The 19,878-nt window shown below is 67.6% G+C and carries 17 protein-coding genes and 3 pseudogenes; 16 read left to right on the top strand and 4 right to left on the bottom strand.

Features of this window, described 5'->3' with window-relative positions:
• Positions 1 to 71 precede the first annotated feature (71 nt).
• A complete protein-coding gene (locus tag IE269_RS08805; RefSeq protein WP_438817528.1) occupies positions 72 to 1,520 on the top strand; it encodes an MFS transporter in 1,449 nt (482 codons plus the stop codon).
• Here the strand turns inward: IE269_RS08805 and IE269_RS08800 are convergent.
• Complete coding sequence (locus tag IE269_RS08800; protein ID WP_189822252.1) at positions 1,504 to 1,917, bottom strand: VOC family protein; 414 nt, start codon at positions 1,915 to 1,917, stop codon at positions 1,504 to 1,506. The two genes, IE269_RS08805 and IE269_RS08800, sit on opposite strands and share 17 nt — an antisense overlap.
• Positions 1,918 to 1,927: 10 nt before the next feature.
• Complete coding sequence (locus IE269_RS08795) at positions 1,928 to 2,389, bottom strand: helix-turn-helix transcriptional regulator (RefSeq protein WP_189822251.1); 462 nt, start codon at positions 2,387 to 2,389, stop codon at positions 1,928 to 1,930.
• A 36-nt stretch (positions 2,390 to 2,425) separates the two neighbouring features.
• On the opposite strand from IE269_RS08795, the gene IE269_RS08790 reads away from it, so the two are divergent.
• Positions 2,426 to 3,184 (top strand): class I SAM-dependent methyltransferase, encoded by a 759-nt coding sequence (locus IE269_RS08790; RefSeq protein ID WP_229897491.1) that lies wholly within the window; start codon positions 2,426 to 2,428, stop codon positions 3,182 to 3,184.
• Here IE269_RS08790 and IE269_RS08785 read toward each other — a convergent pair.
• Together IE269_RS08785 and IE269_RS08780 are read right to left on the bottom strand one after the other, a co-directional pair.
• On the bottom strand, positions 3,181 to 3,831 hold the full coding sequence (locus tag IE269_RS08785) for a hypothetical protein (RefSeq protein ID WP_229897544.1): 651 nt from the start codon (positions 3,829 to 3,831) through the stop codon (positions 3,181 to 3,183). The two genes, IE269_RS08790 and IE269_RS08785, sit on opposite strands and share 4 nt — an antisense overlap.
• A 162-nt stretch (positions 3,832 to 3,993) precedes the next feature.
• Entirely contained in the window at positions 3,994 to 4,449 is a 456-nt protein-coding gene (locus IE269_RS08780) for a cupin domain-containing protein (RefSeq protein ID WP_189822249.1), read from the bottom strand.
• A 173-nt stretch (positions 4,450 to 4,622) separates the two neighbouring features.
• Between IE269_RS08780 and IE269_RS08775 the strand changes: the two genes are divergently transcribed.
• The 14 genes and pseudogenes from IE269_RS08775 to IE269_RS43740 form a co-directional block, all read left to right on the top strand.
• Positions 4,623 to 5,528 carry a LysR family transcriptional regulator gene (locus IE269_RS08775; RefSeq protein WP_189822248.1) on the top strand — a complete coding sequence of 302 codons (906 nt, stop codon included), beginning with the start codon at positions 4,623 to 4,625 and terminating at the stop codon, positions 5,526 to 5,528.
• A 209-nt stretch (positions 5,529 to 5,737) separates the two neighbouring features.
• Positions 5,738 to 6,604: a TnsA-like heteromeric transposase endonuclease subunit gene (locus tag IE269_RS08770; protein WP_189822247.1), complete on the top strand. Its 867-nt coding sequence runs from the start codon at positions 5,738 to 5,740 to the stop codon at positions 6,602 to 6,604.
• On the top strand, positions 6,601 to 8,889 hold the full coding sequence (locus tag IE269_RS08765; protein WP_229897489.1) for a transposase: 2,289 nt from the start codon (positions 6,601 to 6,603) through the stop codon (positions 8,887 to 8,889). The genes IE269_RS08770 and IE269_RS08765 overlap by 4 nt, the downstream gene beginning before the upstream one ends.
• 1 nt (position 8,890) lies before the next feature.
• Positions 8,891 to 10,177, top strand: a complete 1,287-nt coding sequence (locus tag IE269_RS08760) for an AAA family ATPase (RefSeq protein ID WP_229897487.1) — start codon at positions 8,891 to 8,893, stop codon at positions 10,175 to 10,177.
• Positions 10,174 to 10,596 (top strand): annotated as a pseudogene (locus tag IE269_RS43745) (TniQ family protein); the annotation flags it as partial. The gene IE269_RS08760 and the pseudogene IE269_RS43745, both read left to right, overlap by 4 nt.
• 267 nt (positions 10,597 to 10,863) lie before the next feature.
• The gene (locus tag IE269_RS08755) at positions 10,864 to 11,403 is read left to right on the top strand and encodes a hypothetical protein (protein WP_189822246.1); all 540 of its coding nucleotides are present in this window, start codon (positions 10,864 to 10,866) and stop codon (positions 11,401 to 11,403) included.
• Positions 11,404 to 11,405: 2 nt separating this feature from the next.
• Positions 11,406 to 11,849, top strand: a pseudogene (locus tag IE269_RS43015) (TniQ family protein); the annotation flags it as partial.
• Between the two features lie 201 nt (positions 11,850 to 12,050).
• Entirely contained in the window at positions 12,051 to 12,569 is a 519-nt protein-coding gene (locus IE269_RS43010; protein ID WP_229897572.1) for a hypothetical protein, read from the top strand.
• Positions 12,570 to 12,965: 396 nt separating this feature from the next.
• On the top strand, positions 12,966 to 14,381 hold the full coding sequence (gene istA / locus IE269_RS08745; protein ID WP_189822244.1) for an IS21 family transposase: 1,416 nt from the start codon (positions 12,966 to 12,968) through the stop codon (positions 14,379 to 14,381).
• On the top strand, positions 14,378 to 15,148 hold the full coding sequence (gene istB / locus IE269_RS08740; protein ID WP_189822243.1) for an IS21-like element helper ATPase IstB: 771 nt from the start codon (positions 14,378 to 14,380) through the stop codon (positions 15,146 to 15,148). The genes istA and istB overlap by 4 nt, the downstream gene beginning before the upstream one ends.
• 157 nt (positions 15,149 to 15,305) lie before the next feature.
• A complete protein-coding gene (locus tag IE269_RS08735; RefSeq protein WP_189822242.1) occupies positions 15,306 to 16,685 on the top strand; it encodes a dsDNA nuclease domain-containing protein in 1,380 nt (459 codons plus the stop codon).
• A complete protein-coding gene (locus IE269_RS08730; RefSeq protein ID WP_189822241.1) occupies positions 16,682 to 17,254 on the top strand; it encodes a hypothetical protein in 573 nt (190 codons plus the stop codon). Before IE269_RS08735 ends, IE269_RS08730 begins: the two co-directional genes overlap by 4 nt.
• A 1-nt stretch (position 17,255) precedes the next feature.
• Positions 17,256 to 19,193: an ATP-binding protein gene (locus IE269_RS08725; RefSeq protein ID WP_189822240.1), complete on the top strand. Its 1,938-nt coding sequence runs from the start codon at positions 17,256 to 17,258 to the stop codon at positions 19,191 to 19,193.
• A 66-nt stretch (positions 19,194 to 19,259) separates the two neighbouring features.
• Positions 19,260 to 19,560 (top strand): annotated as a pseudogene (locus tag IE269_RS43740) (helix-turn-helix domain-containing protein); the annotation flags it as partial.
• Positions 19,561 to 19,878: the final 318 nt, after the last annotated feature.

Below are 19,878 nucleotides of genomic sequence, written 5' to 3'. Positions count from 1 at the left end.
CTTCCGGGTCGGTGAGTTGGGCGGGGAAATCCGGTGGCGCCCCGGACTTCCCCCGCATAGCTTCTCCGCCTGTGACGGAAGAGACTGCCGGGACGCCCGTACGACCGGGGCACCCGGCCCCCGAGCCGAAGCCCGCCGGGCTGTTCTCCCGCCCGTACGCGGGCCTCACCGCCGGCATCACCGCGGTGATGTTCCTGACCGGTTTCGCCGCCCTCGCGGTGGTGCCCACCCTCCCGGTGGCCGCCCGCGAACTCGACGGGGTGGCCCTCTTCCCCCTGGTGGCAGGGTGTTTCGTCGCCGCGAGCCTGCTCGGCGGAGTCCTCGGCGGCACCTGGGCCGACCGCTCCGGCGCACGCCGCCCGCTGGCCGCCGGAACCCTCCTCGCCGTGCTCACCCTCATCGTCTCCGGGCTGAGCGGCAGCGTCTGGCAGCTCGCCGCCGGACGCTTCCTCGACGGACTCGCCGCCGGAATGACCGCCGTCGCCGTCAACGCCGCCGTCGCCCAGAACTACCCCGAGGAGCTGCGCCCCCGCGCCCTCTCCCTCCTCAGCACCAGCTGGATCGTGCCGTCCCTGGTCGGACCCCCGGTTGCCGGGCTGGTCGCGGAGACATGGTCCTGGCGCACGGTCTTCCTCGGCCTCGCCGTGCTGACCGCCCTCCCGGCACTCGCGGTGCTGCTCCTGCTGCGCGAGCGCGGCAGCTCCGTACCGTACGAAAAGGCTGATGCGGAAGGGGACGTGGCGCACCGGCCGGGTCTCCTGGTGGCCGTCGCGGTGAGTGTCGGCGCGGCGCTCGGGCAGTACGCGGCGTCCGGCTGGGACCTCACGCACCTGCTGTACGCGGTGGCCGCGCTCGCCGTGCTCGGGGTGTTCGCGCCCCGGCTGCTGCCGCCGGGCACGCTGCGGGCCGGGCGTGGGCTGCCCGCGTCGGTGCTGCTGCGGGGGCTGGCGTCGGGGGTCTTCTTCACCCTGGAGGCGTTCGTGCCGCTGATGCTGTTGACCGTACGGGAGGTGCCCGCCGTCGTGACCGGGCTGGCCTTCACCGGGGCGGCGGTGTTCTGGGCTGGTGCGGCGTGGGTGCAGAGCCGGTGGCTGGGGCGCTTCCCCAGGCACCGGGTGGTGATCGCGGGCGCGCTGTTGCTCGCGGCGGCGGTCGTGCTGGCGCTGGTCGGCACGCTGCCGTCCGTACCGCCCGTGACGGCCGCCCCCTCCATGGTGGTGGCGGCGGTCGGGATGGGCCTGCTCGCCCCCTCCCTCACCCTGCTCTCGCTGCACCACACCCCGGCCGATCGCCAGGGCTACGCGAGCGCCGCGATGCAGACCACGCAGAACCTGGGCCAGATCGTGGTGCTGGGCGTGGCGTCCGCGCTCTTCAACGCGGTGCTGGCGCGGCAGGGCGAACTGCCGGGATACGGGGGCGCGTTCGCGCTGCTGCTCGTGCCCGTGGCGCTGGTGGTCGCCCTCGCGGGGCGCGCCCGCGCGGACGCGCCCCGGACCCGTACCGCTACTTCGCCTGCGTGAAGCGGATCATGTTGCCCGCCGGGTCGCGGAACGCGCAGTCGCGGACGCCGTACGGCTGGTCGATCGGCTCCTGGATGACCTCGCCGCCCGCCTCGCGCACCTTCTCGAAGGTGGCGTCGCAGTCGGGGGTCGAGAAGATCACCCCGCGCAGGAAGCCCTTGGCGAGGAGCTCCGACATGGCCTTGCGGTCGGCGGCGGGGGCGTTGGGGTCGGCGAGCGGGGGTTCGAGCACGATCTCGACGCCGCCGGGGCGGTCGGCGTCGCCGAGGGTGACCCACCGCATGTCCTCGTAGCCGACGTCGTTGCGCACGGCGAGGCCGAGCGCGTCGCGGTAGAAGGTGAGCGCCTTGTCGTGGTCGTCGACGGCGATGAAGCACTGGGAGAGGTTGATGTCCATGTCTTCGAAGTTACGGCGACGGGCCGTCCGGCGCTTCTCCAGAACTGACCGGTTTCCCGCGCCGCCCGCCGGGCCGGGTCACCACCTTCTCCACACAGGCCGGAATGGCCCCCGCCGACGCATCAGCCCCGTGCGACCTGGCCCGATATGCGCTCGGCGACTCCCCGACCAGCTCCGTGAACCGCGAGCTGAAGGACCCCAGCGACGTACATCCGACCTCGAAGCAGACCTCCGTCACGCTTCTGTCCCCGCGCCGCAGCAGCGCTTTCGCGCGCTCGACGCGGCGGGTCATGAGATAGCTGTACGGAGTCTCCCCGTACGCGGCGCGGAAACTGCGCGAGAAGTGCCCCGGCGACATGAGTGCGACCTTCGCCAGCGCGGGCACGTCGAGGGGCTGGGCGTAGAACCGGTCCATCGTGTCCCGCGCCCGTCGCAGTCGTGCCAAATCCTCCAGATCCACACAATCCAGCATGGCACGCACCACTGACAACGGCCCTGGGCTCCCGCGATGACCCCTTCCGCGCCGCAGCCGTCCAACGACGACGCGATAGCCCGCTGGAACGACATCCCGCGCACTGCCCTGGACGCCATGGGCCCCGACGGCGACTTCGCCAAGCGCCACCTGATCAACCCGGTACTGCTGCGCATGCTCGGCGACGTACGCGAGAGCCGCATCCTGGACGCGGGCAGCGGCACCGGCTACCTCAGCCGCCTCCTCGCCGCGCGGGGCGCGCGGGTCACGGCCGTCGAACCCACCGGGACGATGTACGCGTACGCCTGCGAGCAGGAGGCCGCGCAGCCTCGCGGGGTCACGTACGTTCGCGCCGATATCACTCAACTGCCGCCGCTGGAGGGCGAATTCGATGCGGTCGTATGCAGCATGGTGCTGTCGACCGTCCCCGACTGGAAGCCCGCCCTGCGGGCCTGCGCGGACGCCCTCCGCCCCGGCGGGCAGCTGATCTTCACGGTCAACCATCCCGCCTTCGAGCAGCTCCTCGCCCCCTGGCGCACCCACGGCGCGTACCGCCTCACCCGCTACCTGGAGGAGTACGAGATCCCGCAGACCCACGCCCCCGACTACCACCGCCCGCTCTCCGCCTACCTCAAGGAACTCCCGCCCCTCGGACTGCACTTCACCGAACTGGCCGAGCCGGGACTCCCTCCGGCGGTCGCCGAGGAGGCCGCGCCGGCCACGCCGGGCATCGAGAGCTACGTACACCTGACCAACTTCGTGGTCGTCGCGGCCAGGAAGGCCTTACGCGACTAGAGCCCGTGCAGCCACACCCGCAGCGGGCCGACCGGCTCGAAGCCGTGGCGCAGGGCGACGGCGAGGTCGTCGCCCGCCTCGTAGCCGACGACCGGGAGGCCGGGGAAGAGTGCGTGCGCCGCGCCGAGCACGGCGGGCCAGGCCGACTCGGGGCCGTCCTCCCCGGTGAACACGTTGGAGAGGCCGACCACGTCCGCACTGCGGCTGGCCACCGCTCCGGCGACCACGCGGGCCCCGTCGGACGACCGTACGGAGATGACGAAGTGGTCGGGTTCGTCGAGCAGTTCGGGCCCGAAGAGAGCGGCGTGGCCGTCCCCGCCGTCCCAGGCCAGCGCCCAGGCCCGCAGGGCTTCCGGGGTCTTCGCCACCTCCCAGGCCAGGCCAGGTGCCGGTGCGGCCGGACCGGCCGGGCGGTGGATCCACTGCGCCTCGAAGAGCACCCCGAAGCCGCTCCCCGCCAGATCGAGGTCGGCGAAGCTGTCCTTGACGGATGCGCCGGGTGAGGCAGTGTCGATACGGGGGACCAGCGCGTCCGGTGCGGCGCCCGGGGCCAGCGTCACGGCGTCGGGGTAGTAGAGCGGCGTACGGGCGGGGGCGGCCCAGGCCTGGTCGCCGAACTCGCTCTTCAGGCCGTGCGACCGGCTCATCGCCGCGCACCATTCGGCGTTGTTGCGGGCGGCGGACAGGGCGAGGGGCAGGGGCTGCTGCTTCTGCTGCGGTGTTGTCACCGAGGGATCATGTCGGCCGGGTCCCGGTCCGTCGAATGCATTTCCGGGCGGGGGGTGCAGGCGGCGGGTTCGCGTGGTGTGTCAGAGGAAGTGCACGTCGTAGCGGTCCTGTTCGGGAAGGAGCTCGCTGAAGTCCGCCTGCCCGTGCTGGATTCGGCTCAGGGTGCGGAAGTACTCGAAGCGGTCGATGCCCGGGGTCAGTACGGCGAACAGGTCCGCCGTCGAACCGGGAGCGGCGCCGAAGGAGTGCCCTAGACCGGGCGGGACACAGACCATGCCGCCCGCGGCCACGGTCTCCGTACGGCCGGCCAGCGTGAACTCCATGACGCCGTCGAGCACGTAGAACAGCTCGGTCGACAGTGCGTGGTAGTGGGGGCGGGCGCCGACCGCACCCTCGCCGAGGGTCAGGCGGTTGGCGCCCAGCGCACCGCCGGTGCTGCTCGCATCGGCCAGCAGGTGGAAGGCGCCGCCGTGCGGGAGCGGCACCTGCTCGGCCTCGCCCGTGCGTACGATCAGCGCTCTGTCCTTGTCAGCCATGACGTCTGCTCCTTGCGTCGTGCGGGGCGGCTGATGTGCCGCACTTGCGCCGCACTCCATGACAGCGCGGGAAGGAGTCGGGTACCACCGGCAGTTGTCGCCTCCAGAAATCACCGTTCGTGATGAGTCGGCGGGCGACGGGAGCGGAGCAGCGCCGTGGAACTGAGGCAGCCGTGGAACTGAGGCAGTGGAAATACTTCGTCGCCGTGGCGGAAGAAGGCGGCTTCGGGCGGGCCGCCGAGCGGCTGAACATCGTCCAGTCCGCAGTGAGCCAGCAGGTCCGCCGCCTCGAACGCTCCCTGGGCGTCGCGCTCTTCGACCGCACCACGCGCCGGGTGCGCCTCTCCGGCGCGGGCGAGCGGCTGCTGCCCGAGGCGTACGCGGTACTCGCCGCCGCGGACCGCGCCCGGCAGGTGGCCGCCGACATCGCGGCCGGCCGCGACGGGGTGCTGCGCCTGGGCACCGTTCAAGGGCCCGGCGACCGGATCTACCGGCTGGTCGGCGAACTCTCCGCCCTCGTACCGAAGTTGCAGGTCCAACTGCGGCGGCTGCCGGTCGCCGAGCGGCTGGCCGCAGTGCGCACCGGGGAGCTCGACGCGGCGCTGGTACGGGCCGCCCCCACCGCCCCCACCGCTCACGGGCTCGAGCTGCTGGAGGTGTGGCGCGATCCGCTGTACGCGGCCGTACCCGCGGACCATCCGCTGGCCGACCTCCCCGTACTCGGCCTCGACGCACTGTCCGCGCTGCCGCTGCGGCTCGCCGCGCGGGAGCACAACCCTCCCTTCCACGACCTCGTCCGACGGTCGCTGCGCGAGGCCGGGGCCGAACCGCCGCAGGGCCCGCCGTTCACCGACCTCCAGGCGACGCTCACCGCGATCGGAGCCGCCGCAGAACCCTCATGGACCGTGTTCTACGAGGTCGGCGCGCTGCCGCAGTTGCCCCGCGTGGCACTGCGCCCGCTGGCCGCGCCGTCCGTGCCCACCTCACTCGCCCTGCCACCCGGCCCGCCGACCCCGCCGGTACGGGTCCTGCTCCAGGCGCTGCGCACGCTCGGGCCGGTCGTTCCGGCGACGAAGTGACAGGCGCCGCTGCGCGTCACAACAACTGTGACTGAGCACGATAGGTGTCGTCATTTCGCGTGCCGACCTGGCCTTTCTTGAGGCCCTGAGCGCGACATCTGTCGTCGGATTCGCATCGTTCCTGACGTGCTCAGCGCTCTTTGCAGCCAAGTTGTCGCCAACTTCGAAGATCGCCTCCCTGTCAGGAGGCAAGCAGCTTCCCTTGAGGCATGAGCGAAACCGAGGGCGTATCTGGGTTGGCTGGCAATAAGGCTCCGTTTCCGTACGAGCTCGGTTCTCTGTGGTCCCACCGGTGTACATGGAGGGATCTGCTGGTGCCCGTCCCCCTGGATGCGGGGCGGGATGCCCTGGACCTGTCCGACGGCTGGGCGAACCGGTGGACCGCGACGTGGAGGTACGCCGGGAACGAGGTGACGGGCCTGGTACGCCATCTGGGGCAGGTCCCTGTGGCGGGCCGCGGCCCGATGCGGGGTTTTACCTGGCGGCGGGATCAGAGGCATCGGCCTGGCCTGGGACCGTTGCTGGCGACCGGGCGGCTGCACGCATTCGAGAGCCTCGAAGAGGATCAGTTGCTGGTGGCAATGGACTTTGCCGGTGATCTGGTCGAGGTGCTGTCGCAGCCGCTGTGCATTCGGTTTCGCACCGCGGAGAAATGGCGCAAGCACACGCCCGACTTCTTCGCGGTCACGAAGACGGGCACCTGGCTGATCGATGTGCGGCCCAGGCCCCTGATCAAGCCCGAAGACTTGCAGTCTTTCGCAGCGGCCAAGGAAGTGGCAGTCGCTTGCGGGTGGCACTACACGGTCGTGTCCGAGTGGCGTCCGCAGGTGCGGTCCACGATCGGCGCGATGTACGGAAGGCGTCGTCCAACGCGGGACATGCTCGGGGTCCAGGCCGGTCTGCTCGCCCACGCCGCAGAGGGCGTGACGTTCGGAGAGCTGGCGGCCGCTCAGGCGTACTGGCCGGTGGCCCGGGCTCATCTGCTGCACCTGTTGTGGCACCGCAGGCTCGGGATCGACCTTTCTCATCCGCTGACGGACAGGTCGCGAGTGGTTCTGGCAGGAGGTGCCTCGTGAATGCTTCAGCTGCCCTGGACCTCTCGCCCGGAGCAGGCATTGTGCTTAACGACGTGGAGTGGCTGGTCGAGCGGCAGGAGCCGCATCTGGGGCGGGTCCACCTGGTGCGGGCGGACGGTGATCGCCAGCGGGTGAGCTTCCGCTTCTTGGTCAACGACCCGAATTGCAGACCGTCGTCACGCACGGCTGCGGAAGGGGCGGACCGAGGGCGCCAGTCGGCCACATGGAGCGATGTGAAGCCGGAGAAGCGCCCCTTGATGGAGCAGCGCTTCGCCCACCTGATGGAGGTGAAGTGCGGCTTCCGCAGCGGTGATCCGTTCCGTCCTGAGCCGGGTGAGCCGCGTCCCGAGTACGACCCGGACCGCACGACGCTGACCGAGCGACGGGCGGCGAAGGCCGCCGAGCTATCGACGCTGCGGCCCGAGGAGACCAGACTGCTCTTGGGCGTCGCCCACGTCGGAGTGCGCACGCTTGAACGGTGGGAACGCCGGCGCAGGAAGTACGGCGTCATCGGCTGTGCCGATCACCGGTGGCTGCGTGCCAGCGGAGGACACCCGAGCATCTGCGAAGAAGTCCGTGAGGCGATCTTCGCAGTGAGGCAGGAGACGCTGCACCGCTCCCGGGTGAGCGCACGAACCCGCGAGATCATGATCCAGCGCTATGTGCGGGAGACCTTCAAGGACGCTGAGATCGAGGTCCCGAGCTATCACACCCTCCTGCGGGTGTGGAAAGAGTGGTTTGGGCCGGGTGGCGCCCGACCGCGGTACCAGCGTTCGGCTGAACTGCCCACCAAGAACGGACATGTGCTCGTGACGCGGCCGGGCCAGGTTGTCGCCCTGGACACCACGATCCTCCCGGTGATGGTCCGCGAGAATGTCTTCGGGGATCCGGTCACTGTCCACCTCACCCTGGCGCTCGACGTATACACCCACTCCATCTGCGCCTTCCGGCTCACGCTGGTGTCGGACTCCTCCGTGGACGTCGCGATGGTCCTGCGGGACGTCATGCTGCCGCTGCCGATGCGGGCGGAGTGGGGCGAGGACATGGAGTGGCCCTACCCCGGGCTGCCGGCCGCAGTGGTCTCCGAGTTCGCGGGGCACAAGGTGGCCGCACTGCCGTTCTTCACTCCCGAGACCATCACCTCCGACCATGGCTCTGTCTACCGCAACCACCATCTCGTGGATGTTCAGGAGGCGATGGGATGCCGGATCCTGCCGGCTCGTGTTTTGCGCCCGCAGGACAAGAGCGCGGTGGAGCGTGTCTTTGGCAGCATCCGATCGCTGCTGTTCGAGAAGCTTCCCGGCTACACGGGAATCGATGTTGCCGACCGTGGCGCCGACCCGGAGGGCGACGCGGTACTGACCTTCACCGAGATGGAACACTTCATCGCGACCTGGGTCGTGAAGACCTGGCAAAACCGCAGGCTCGCCGAGTTCGCACCCAGCTGGGATCCAGGCGGTGATCACAGCCCCAACACTCTGTTCGCTGCCTCCTTCGCTCAGGAGGGCTTCGACCTGGACATCCCGTCACCGGAGACGTACTACCGCTTTCTGCCCGAGCATCATGTGAAGCGGATCTACCGGCGAGGCGTGAAGGTCAAAGGTCTCTGGTACGACGCCGAGCTGCTGCACCGTCCCGGCCGGCAATCGGCGCGAGGCGGCCGGTACAAACAGCAGTGGGTCATCCACCGCGAACCCCGGGACCGGCGGGTGGTGTACTTCCAGGACCCCGACACACACGAGTGGCACGCCCTACGCTGGACGGGCCTGCCGCCGGAGGGCGAGATCCCGGCCTTCGGGGATACCCGGGTTGAAGAACTTCTCAACCGAGTACGAGAAGCAGGACTCAAGCCGCGCTCTGACACCGAGCTCGTTCCGATTCTCCTGGAGATGCTGGGAGCGGTCGATCCGGTCGAGAGCTGGCCGTCCCAGATGACCAAGTCCCAGCGCATGCAGCAGGCGCGGGAGATCGCCCAGGCCCAGGCAGCCGCTGCGGACCGACCACAATCGCAGGAACGGGGCGAGTCGCCGCTGCTGGCCGCCGCCGGTGTGCCTGAAGCGGAGCTGCCGTTGTGGGAACGGGCCCGGCAGGCCACACGGAGTCTGGACACCCATCGGCGTCGGCGGCGCGAAGCGGCTGGGCCACTGCGGCCGTCGCAGCCTGCCTCCCTTGGATCGAGCCGCCGCGGCCGCAACCTCTTCGTGATCGCGGACGACGATGACACACCCGGCGATCCACCCACAGAACTGCAGGGGTCCGGTCCGCAGGCGGCGGAGGAGAAGTGAGATGAGCGACCGGCTCCCAGAGGCACCGGACGAGCCCGTGCCGTTCCTACGCTTCGGCCCCCGGCCGGACAGGACCACTTACGAGGGCTGGCAGGAGTTCCGCAGGACACGCGAGCTGTTCGTGCCGGTCAAGAAGATCTCCCTGGCCGAGTACCGACTGCTGAGCCCGCGCAAGAGGTCGCTGCACGACCTGCATCGCGCGGCCACGCACGTAAACATGCGGATGGAAGAGACTCCGATGAGCGCGGTGGTCACCACGCTGATGCGTTCTCGCATCCAGAACAACGCAATGCGCATCGGCCCGAGCACTCTCGACGGACTGATGATCAACGGCGGTGGCTACCAGGGCAAAACGGAGACTGCCTGCCGGACCGCCGCCGAGTTCGAGGACACCTGGCGCGACCTGTTCGAGCGGTACCCCGCCTACTACCTCGACCCGATGCCTGGGACCCGGGACCTGATCGCACCGGTCGCCTACTGCCAGACCCCGGTCAAAGCGACCCCGATCGGCCTGTGTGAGGCGATTCTCGACTTCTACGGCGCCCCCTACGGCAAGAACCTGCGCGGCATGATCCGCAACGTCCGCGAATCGATCAAAGCGCACGCCACCACCGTCTTGCTGATCGACGACATCACGCGCCTGAAGATGCACCGGGAGGACGACCAGGACACTCTCGACCTGATCCGAGGCCTGATGGACCTGGACGTCACGCTCGTCCTCATCGGTGTGAACATCCCTCGCTCCGGACTGCTCAGGGAGGGCTGGCACGACCCCCGCACTAAACAGTGGGTCTACGCCCCGCTGAAGAAAGGCAAGAGCTACAACCCCGACGCCTCCACCCAGACGGAACGCCGCTTCGATCTGGTCAACCTTGCCCCGTTCGACTACAGCAGCGACGCGGGCATCGCGGCATTCGTCGACCATCTTGTCGGCATCGAGAACCAGATCCGGCTCTTCAACGCCGGCCCGGGCACGCTGTCCGAAGGCGAGATGCCCGAGTACCTCTATCGCCGGACCCACGGCATCGTCGGTCTCCTGCGGCGGCTGGCCGAGGACGGACTGGTCAAAGCCATGGAGAGCGGCCTAGAGGACCTGACTACCGACCTCCTCGACGAGATCACGATCAATCTGGGCAACGTTCCCGGCAGAGACGACGGGCGGGACGCCGAAGCCGGAGAGATCCCCGACGTCGACACCGCTCCGAAGCGGAAACCAGGGCCGAGGCCCAGAAGGGGCCGCAACAGCGTCTACGACGACCGAGGCACCCCTTCGGCGGCCGAAGGATGACTCACCGCCGACTGTCACGCAGCCTCGACCCGCTCGACGACGAGACCCTTGTCGGCTTCCTTCTACGCCTCGCTCGCCACAACGGCACGACCCCGGCTCAAATCGCGTCTCGTATGGGGCTGATGGACGAGATGAGCGCCGCACCTGGAGTCGTCTCGCCGTGGTTGCTCGCGGACATGGATAAGCCACGCCTTGTCCGGGCGGCGCGCGCGGCAGACCTGACTGTGGCGGAGGCCGGCAAGCTGTTGCTTGCCCCCATGGGCCATCGATATGGCCTCGTGAGCCACCTATACCGGCCGTGGACGAGCCCACAGCAGCTGGGCCGCCCCAACCGCTGGGTCTTCATGCGGACCTCCCAGTACTGCCCGCCATGCCTCGCGGGTGATGACGGCCCGCTGGGACGCCTTTACGGAGGTGCCTGGAAACGGGCCTGGCGGCTTCCGGTGGTTTTTGCGTGTTCGCGACACCAGCAACTCCTGAGCCGCACCTGTCCCAAGTGCCGAGCCCCCGCCCAGTTCGCCCCCAACGGCTTGATCGCTCGCCCAGGCACGGAAGATCTTCACCCCACCCAGTGCCGAGCCACGTCTCCTGCACCGCAGACGGGCACGGGACGACGCTCGGTCTGCGGGACGGACCTCGCCAGTGTTCGCTCTCTCCGCGCGTTGGGTGACGAGGACTCCCTCGGCATGCTGCTGGCCCTCCAGCATCGCTTGGATACGCTGTTGTCATCCGACGGGCCTCAGAGAGTCAACAGTTGCGGCCAGCTCGTGCCTGTCGCGCAGTACTTCATTGACCTGCGTGTCGTGGCCACCCTAGTCCTGGCCTCTTGGCCGGAGGCCAGCGGATTTGCGGCGACACGTGCCCTGGCCCAAGCCATCGGACGGGAAGCAGAGCAGCGACTTCGCGACAGCCGACGCCGCACGTCAGGCGCATCGAAGAGACCATACGGGATCAATTCGCTGCTCTCGCCTCTGGAATCCCCCCTGACCATGGGCGCAGTACTGGGGATCGCCGAACGCATCCTTGACGGCCGCGAGAAGCAGTGGACTCGGATGGCTGTAGGCCCGCTCTACGGCAGCGCCTTGGCGCTGCACCGGGACACCTTTCTGGAGCTCGCCCGCCTTCCAGGCACTTCCTCTGCGCTGCAGGAGGTTCTCGGAGTAGCGAAGGGACCAGCGGACAGTTCGAGCCCCGAGCCCTACATCCGCGGTCCGCGAAATGGCTGACCATGCGCCCTCTGCCACGCAGCCTCAACCCGCTGCCCGACGAGACCCTCACCGGATTCGTACTCCGGCTCGCCCACAGGCTGGGTACGACACCCGGCGAGATTGCCGACCGCACGGGTTTGCCCTCCCGTCTGCCGTTGGGCGTTCTTCACCACCTGAACGACGAACACCTCACGGGATTCGCCCGCTCCACACAGCTGATGCCTGCCGAGGTAAGCGGCATGCTTCTCGCCCCGCTCGGAGACCGCTACGGGCCTCTGAACCCCGTGCTCACCCCACGCCGTACCCCAGCGCGAATGATCTACGACAACCCATGGGTCCTGACCCGCTCCACGCGGTACTGTCCGCAATGCCTCACCGGGGACCGCAGCGCCATTCAGGATCTCCACGGTGGGGCGTGGAGACGACTGTGGAGGCTCCCCGTAACGTTCCTGTGCGTTCAGCACCAACGCCTTCTCGAGAGTCAATGCCCACGCTGCGCAACACCCGCGCAGTTCGCTCCGGCAGCAAACGCCATCGCGCGCTTGTCCGACGACACACTCCACCCATGGCAGTGCCGTTTCACCGCGCGGCAGACATCACAGCGATCCGAAACAGCCTGCGCAGCCGACCTGACCTGGGTGGATCCGGCATCCACAGCACCTGACGTGGCCACCATGACAGTGCTCCTGCAAGTACAGCGACAACTCATTGACCTGCTCGTCGCGAGCGGACCCGAGACCGCGATGAGCGCCGGCGCACCAGTCCCCGTCCCTCACTATTTCGCCGACCTGCGCGCCACGGTCGCGATGATCTTCCGGTCCTGGCCCGTCGCCCGCGAGCACGCCAGCACACCTTGTCTGGCCGCCGCCATCGATGCGGAGTACGCCTCCCGCGTCTTGCAGGCTGAGCGCCTGCTCAACACTCTGGGCAAGAAGAAGACCTCCAAGCCCTACACCGTGCCGCCCCAAGGGTGCCTGGCCACCGGTGCGGCGCTCGACACCGCGGCGAAGCTGCTCGACACGCACGATCCGGGCGATGCCCGACGACGGTTAGCGCCGCTCGTTCAACGGCTAAGGGAGGCCGACCTCGCACTGAGCACCTGGCTTCGTCGCCCAACTTGGATCTCGGTCTCTCTGAGACAAGCGGTCATGGATCTTCCGACAGGCAGAAGGGCTGCATCGTGATCGCCTCTGGTGGGCATCAAGCCGGGCTCGATCGGCCGTGGCGTCCCCAGATACATGACTCGATTCGGGAGGGGCAGAGCCACGTCCCCCGCTTCTTGGTCGGGGCAGAGGGGGAGCATGACCATGAATCACGTAGAAACGGTCCGGACTGTGACAGCTTCCCTGCTCCTGAGGGTCTTTTGCGTCTGTCCTGATGAGCGCTCGTCGTCCTTCCCGAGGCGAGCGCACGAAGGCCTGATCAGACAGCAGATCGCGACGGACTGTTACGTGGTTGTCGGCGTACGCATGAACGCACAAAGCCGCGTACGGATGAACGTGCAGAGTTCTTGATGTGCTGAGGAATGGTGCTCGGCACCCTGTTGCCTGTTGTCCAAAGCGGCAGGGAGGTGCGGGCCGATGGTCTTGGAGCCGCAGCGCTGGCTGGAACTCCGGCGGTTCCGCGGTTTGGTGGAGTCCGGGGCGATGAGTGTGTCGGAGGTCGCCAAGGAGACAGGGCTCAACTGGCGGACGGTCAGCAAGTACTTGTCTGCCGAGTCGTCTGCGCCGCCGCGCCGGAGGGTGAGTGGACGGCCGCGCAAGCGGGTGATCGACGAAGTTTCCCCGCTGGTCGATGCGATGCTGCGGGCCGAGATCCTGATGAAGGCCGCGGTGATTCACGAGCGGCTGGTCGCGGAGTACGGCTTCACCGGGAACTACCAGCGGGTCAAGCTCTATGTTCAAGAGGCCCGTCCCAGGATTGCGGGTGAACTGGGGATCACACCGCGGGAGTTGGCGGGGATGCACCGGCGGTTCGAGGTGATCCCCGGCGCCCAGGCTCAGGTGGACTGGGGAGACGAGGGCAAGATCCTCGCGCATCTGGGCATCGGGAAGGTCTATTCCTTCCACATGACCTTGTCGTATTCCCGTGATCCGTTCTGCTGTTTCACCACGAGCCAGGACCTGGAGACCTTCTTCGACTGCCACCGGCGGGCGTTCGCGCACTTCGGCGGTGTGCCCATGACAGTCGTCTACGACCGCACCAAGACGGTCGTGCGCCGCCACGTCGCCCCTGGTGAGGCGGTTCCGCTGCATCCTGAAGCGGTCGGGTTCGCCGGGCACTACGACTTCGACATCGATGTGCTGGCCGCCTACCGCCCCCAGGGCAAGGGCCGGGTCGAGCGGCAGGTGCTGATCGTCCGCGACCACGTACTCTCCGGGCGGGCCTTCTCCTCGGTCGAGGAGATGGACGCCGCTTTCGCGGCCTGGGTGCCGCAGCGACGGGCCCAGACCCACCGCACTCACCAGCAGGTCATCGGTGAGCGGGCGGTGGGCGATCATGAGGCTCTCAGGCCGATCCCGACGGCCCCGTATCTGGTGGCCGAACGGCACCTGCGGCCGGTCGGCAAGGACTGCCTGGTCGCGTTCGCCGGCAACCTCTACTCGGTGCCCGCCCGCAAGGTCCGCCCTCGTCAGCTTGTCGAGATCCGGGCGACGAAGTCGCAGGTCATGCTGCATTCCACGGTTCCCGACGCGGATGGCGAAACGCTGCTGGCCACACATTGCAGGGCGGTTGGCCGCGGGGTTCGCGTGGTCGAGGAAACCCACTGGGACGGGCTGCCCACCGGCAAGAACCGCCGCACGACCACCGGCGAGATCCCCGTCCAGCCGCGGCACCACCAGCCCCTGGGTGAAGAGGCCGGGGCCTTGCAGGCCCTGCTGAACAGGGCCGCCGCAACCCAGGTCGTGGTCGGCCGCCGGCCGTTGTCGGTCTATGACGAACTGACCGGCACCCGCCCCTTCACCACCCACCGCACCCCGAAGGAATCGTCGTGAGCGAGCTGACCGGCAACCGCATCCGCACCACGGCCGCGAAGCTCGGCCTGCCCCACCTCGCGGAAACCATCAACGAGTTCACCCGACGGGCCGACGAGGGAAAACTCGGCTACCAAGATTTCCTCGACCTGGTCCTCTCCGAAGAACTCGCCGTCCGCGACGACCGCCGCTTCCGCCAGGGCCTGCGACTCTCCCGGCTGCCGCACCACAAAACGCTTGATGAGTACGACTTCTCGTTCCAGCCCGACCTCGACCCGCGCAAGGTCAAAGACCTCGCCACCCTGTCCTTCGTCGAGGCCAAGGCCAACGCCGCCCTGCTCGGCCCGCCCGGAGTCGGCAAGACCCACATCGCGATCGCGCTGGCGGTCGCGGCCTGCCGGGCCGGCTACTCGATCTACTTCACCAGCCTCGACGACATGGTCCGCAACCTCAAAGCCGCCGAAGCAGCCGGCCGGTTGACCAGCAAACTCCGCTCCTACCTGCGGCCGAGCGTTCTCGTGGTCGACGAGGTCGGCTATCAGCCGCTCGAACGCGCCGAGGCGAACCTGGTCTTCCAGGTCATCTCCAAGCGTTACGAAAAGGGCTCGATCATCCTCACCTCGAACAAGACCTTCAGCGAATGGGGCCAGGTCTTCGGCGACGAAGTCCTCGCCACCGCGATCCTCGACCGACTCCTGCACCACTGCGAAGTCGTCCCGATCAACGGCCCCAGCTACCGGCTCAAGAACCGCCTCCAGGCCATCGAGCGCGAGACCGACGTCGCTTGACAGCTCTGCACGTTCATCCGTACGCACCTCTGCACTTCACTCCGTACGCCGACAGTGGTGGTGCTGGAGTGTGATAAAGGTAGGGATCTTCAATTCCGGTGCTGGGATGGAAGCGGCGGGGGACGTGCCCTGATATGGGGCCGGATCGGGGGCGTCGATGGTCGACACGGCGGGCATGGGTGTTGGGGCTGAAGGCGCCAGAGCGCCCGCTGAGTCGGAGAGTTCAGACGGTTCAGCGCACGCCATCTTCGAACTGGCTCCGGAAGAAGACAGCGGCTCGGACACGCTGGGCCGTTACCGGTACCAGGCGGAGGTAGCCGCACGAGAGTGTCTCGCCATGCTCACGGAGAACGCAATTGACTTCGTCGTCTGCGAGTGGCACGAGGACTTCGTCGTGGCGTGGGCCGATGGTTCAGTGGAACTGGTATCGGTCAAGCATCGCGAAGAAAATCAGGGCACCTGGTCGCTTACGGAGTTGTGCAAGAGCGGCGGTCTGACCCATCTCTTTGACCGCTGGTGCGCATGCGAGTGTGCCGCCAATGTCCGACTCAGACTGGCGACGAACGCGGCGCTGAGTCCGATCAAGGGTAATGCCGGCACGCTGGCTCGGATGTGCGGCCCGGAGCCGGAACTCACGGATGGGCTGTCCTCTATGGCGGAGACGATCGCCCGCCAAATGCTCAAAGTCCGTTGGAAGCAGCCCTATCCCAACGTCCCGGACACACCCCAGGTGAGCAAGCTCGCTGACATCCAGGTGCCAGCGGGTTTCGTGGAGAGGGTTCTTCGTTTCCTCGCAGTCCTGGAGATCTCCTGTGATCCACCCCAGCGCGCACACATCACCGACGTCAACATCCAACGACTTCTGGTACCTGCCGTCGAGCAACTGCAGCTGGCGCATGTCGACCTTGAGAGCACCTACCGGGCCGTCGTGGACCGGATCGAGCGTGCCAACCGGGATGAGAGCGACCGCAGCCAACTTGCTGTCTACATAGCCGACCCGAGCCGGGTCCGTCACAGCACGCGGATGCAGCGGCGCATCGGCCGGCGCAGCATCACCCGCGAGATCGTGCGCCAGGCGATCGCGTACACGACGGTTCAGCTGCCTACGTTCCCCCGAGGTCAGACGCCCGTGCTGGCACCGGGAGGGGCAAAGCTCGACCGCAAGCTGCGCCGGGGCATGGTTCCCTTGGACGAGGCGGCATTCGCCGAACGGCTCCGCTCCGCGTGGTACACGACCTGGTCCGAGCGCCGCTCCGGCCTGGCCGGGGATGAAACCGACCTTTTGAACTTGTCCATGGACGTGCTGGAGATGGCCTTCGAGTGCCGACGCCATGCGCGGGCTCAGGTCGCCGAGGGCAGCGAGTTCGGCGTCAAGATGAACGACCTGTTGGCCGAGAAACTGAAGGTCGACGCTCTGCCGTCGCCGCCGCCGTTCTTGCTCAGCAACCTGCATTTGCGAGGTCTGGCCTACCAGTTGTGTGACGAGTGCCTCTTCTTCTTCTCCGAGAATTTCAACACGGATGAGGAAGCCTCATGACCCATAGCGCCGACTTCGAGACCGCCGTAGCGCGCCTGCGGGCTCAGAGGCGGCAGGCAGAGCAGCGTGAGGTCCACTACCACGAGGCGCGCATCCTCCTGCTCATCTCACAGTTCACCACCCCCAAAGGCGGGCTCGACGGCCTGACCAAGCTCGCCAAACTCGATTTTCTTCTGCGCTATCCAGCAATGTTGGAACGCCTCCTGCCTGCTGGCGAGGCGTCGTGGCCAGTAGGAACCGCCCCCACACCACCCGAGCGCCTCGCGGTCGAAAGCCGTATGACCCGCTACAAGTACGGGCCCTGGGACCAGCGCTACTACAGCGTCCTCGGCTCACTCGCTGCCCGCGGCTTGATCACCTACAGCAACAGCGCCAGAGCCGAATTCCGAGCCACGCCGCAGGGTGCCGCCGCCGCGGCCTCTCTTGCAGCAACGCCGGAGTGGGATGTTGTCGCCAGCCGCATCAAGCTGCTTAAGCGGCATTTCAACAAGTCAGGATCGGCTTTGAAGAACCTCATCTACGACCGTCTGCCCGACGCCGTCGACCGGCCCTGGCGGACGGAGATCTAACATGGCCGTCCACCTGCGCATCGTCGCTTTGACCGTCACGACCGCTGAGACGGAACAGACCTACCGCTTCGACCGTCCGGCCACCGTGATCACCGGCCCCATCGGGACTGGCAAGTCCAGTCTGCTGATGCTCTTCAAGCACGCCCTCGGCGGCAGCGCCATGCTCACCCCAGCGGTCCGCGACCACGTCCTGTCGGTCCAGGCCGAGGTCGTGGCCGGCGACGAACGTTTCGTCCTCAGGCGGACCATTGAGGGAGACACCGCAGACACCGTGGATCTCCTTGATCCACACTCCCTAGCTCTGGAACGCACCCTACCTCTGCGGGCTTCGGAAGGCGTCACCACGCTCTCCGACCACCTCCTGGACGCACTCGGCTTCCCGCGCGAACAGATCGCCGCACGGCGAGAAGGAGTAGCGCGACCGCAGAACCTCACCTTCAACGACCTGTACGCCTACGTCTACCTCCAGGCACGCGAGATCGACCGCCAGGTCGTCGGTCACCTGGACAGCTGGTTTGAGACCAAGCGCAGAGAGCTCTTCCGCCTGATGTTCGGGCTCACCGACAGTGCGCTCATGGAGCTCAAGCGCACCAGGAACCAGCTCCTGGACACACTGAAGGCCAGAACCGCCGAGCACGACAACGTCAGCTCCTTCCTGGCAGCCTCCGATCCCCGCAGCGACGATGAACTGCGGGCCGAACTCAGCCAGCTGCGCGACGCCCTTGAGCGGGCATCGTCCGCCCTGGCCAGCCTCCGCGCCGAACTTGAGGATCAGACCGCCGCCGACACCGCACTGCGTGACGAGCTGCAGAACGCCATCCGCGCCGCTCGGCAGACCGAAGAAGAAGTGTCCGCGGCCGCCGACCTCGTGGAGGCGCGACATGCCGTCGTCGCCCAGGTACAGCTCGACCTCTCCCGTCTCGCACGGTCGGTCACGGCCATCGACCAGCTCTCCCCCTTCGAGTTCGTCGTCTGCCCGCGGTGCATGCAGCCGCTGGCGGCCCGGGCCGTCGAACACGATCACTGCCTTGTCTGTCTCCAACCCGACCCAGTCGAGGCCGACATCGACCCGGCTGCCATCGAAGAGACACGCACGGCCCTGCAGCAGCAGCTTGAGGACGCACAAGCCATCCAGCAGTCGGACGAGGCACACCTGCAGACCGTCCAGGAACGGTCACAGCAACTCAGCTTCGCCGTCACCAGCCTGCGCCGAGAGCTCGACGCCCAGACCCGTGATGCGGTCGCCCCGCGCTTTGACGCCATCGCCGAGGCCAGCTCCCGCGTCGCCTCGCTCAAGGCCAGCATTGACGCCATCACACAACTGCGCGAATCCTGGGCACGGGTGCGCACCATCGACGCGGACATCCGATCACTCAAGGCCGACCGCCGGCAGCTGAACAAGGACATCAAGGAGAAGTCCGATCAGCTCAAGGCCAACCAGACTCTGCTCGGTGACCTCAGCACCGAGTTCAGCCGACTGCTCACCAGCTGGAACCTGCCCTGGGTCGACACGGCCGTCATCGACCGCGACACCTACCTGCCGGTGGTCAACGGACGGCCCTTCGAGACCCTGCAGGCCTCCGGTGGGGGCATCGCCACCTCCGTCAACCTCGCCTACAGCCTCACGCTCCTTGCCTTCGGACTCGACCACTCCGACGTCCTCGTTCCATCGCTCCTTGTGATCGATTCACCGCGCAAGGCCTTCGGCAACAATGCCTCCGACCGTCAACGCGCGGCCAAGATCTACAGCCGCTTCAGGACGTTGGCTGACGCATATGGCGAACGCTTGCAACTGATCATCGCTGACAATGACCCCCCGCCCATCACCAGCGACTCCTTCGGCAAGGTGGAGTTCGACTACGAGAACCCCATGGTGCCTGGCGTGGACCATCCCGGCCCTGATCAGGTCACTCGCATCGAGAGCCAGTCGGATAGCTAGAGATCTTTAATGCTGCGGGTTACGTGGGGTCGTGACGGTTGGCGTCCGCTGCGCGATGCCGGAGGGGTGAGGCATCCCAATGGTGGCGGCTGACAGCCGAGGAACGAGATCGGCGTGAGCAGGTCCGGCTCGCGGCAGCTGACTTGATCGAGGCTGGGGTCAGTGACCGGGAGATGGCCCGGCGGTTCCGGGTGCCTCGGATGTCGGCGAACCGCTGGTGTCGGGCCCTCGCTTCGGGCGGCCGACAAGCGCTGGTCGCCAAGGGACCCGGTGACGCTCGTTGCAAGGCTTAGCCGCCTGGCAACTGCGTTTTCTGCAAGTGGTCTTGGAGTCCTGTCTGGCAGGGTGGGGCTGGAGTGACCAGTGCTCAGGCGGTGGTCAGGGCCTCCATGTCCGTTGCGTCAGTCTCTCGACTTGAAGCAGGGCCAGAGCAACTCCGTTGTCAGTGTTGGCCTGTACGGTCCCGCTCATGTCAGAAAGACGCACTGCAGACTGACGTCGCACCACAACAAACCACCACATGAACAAGCAGAGGAAGTGATAGTCGCGTGTTTCAGTGCTCGATACCCGGCTGTACCCGGCCTGTGCGGGCCCGTACATGGTGCGGTGCACACTATGAACGCTGGCGGGCGAATGGCGACCCTCACATAGATCGGCGAGCAACGGGACGGAAGCCCTGTTCAAT

The sequence above is a fragment of the Streptomyces spiroverticillatus genome (assembly GCA_014650415.1).
GTDB classification, from domain to species: Bacteria; Actinomycetota; Actinomycetes; order Streptomycetales; family Streptomycetaceae; genus Streptomyces; species Streptomyces spiroverticillatus.
This window is presented reverse-complemented; position numbering and strand designations above follow the sequence as displayed.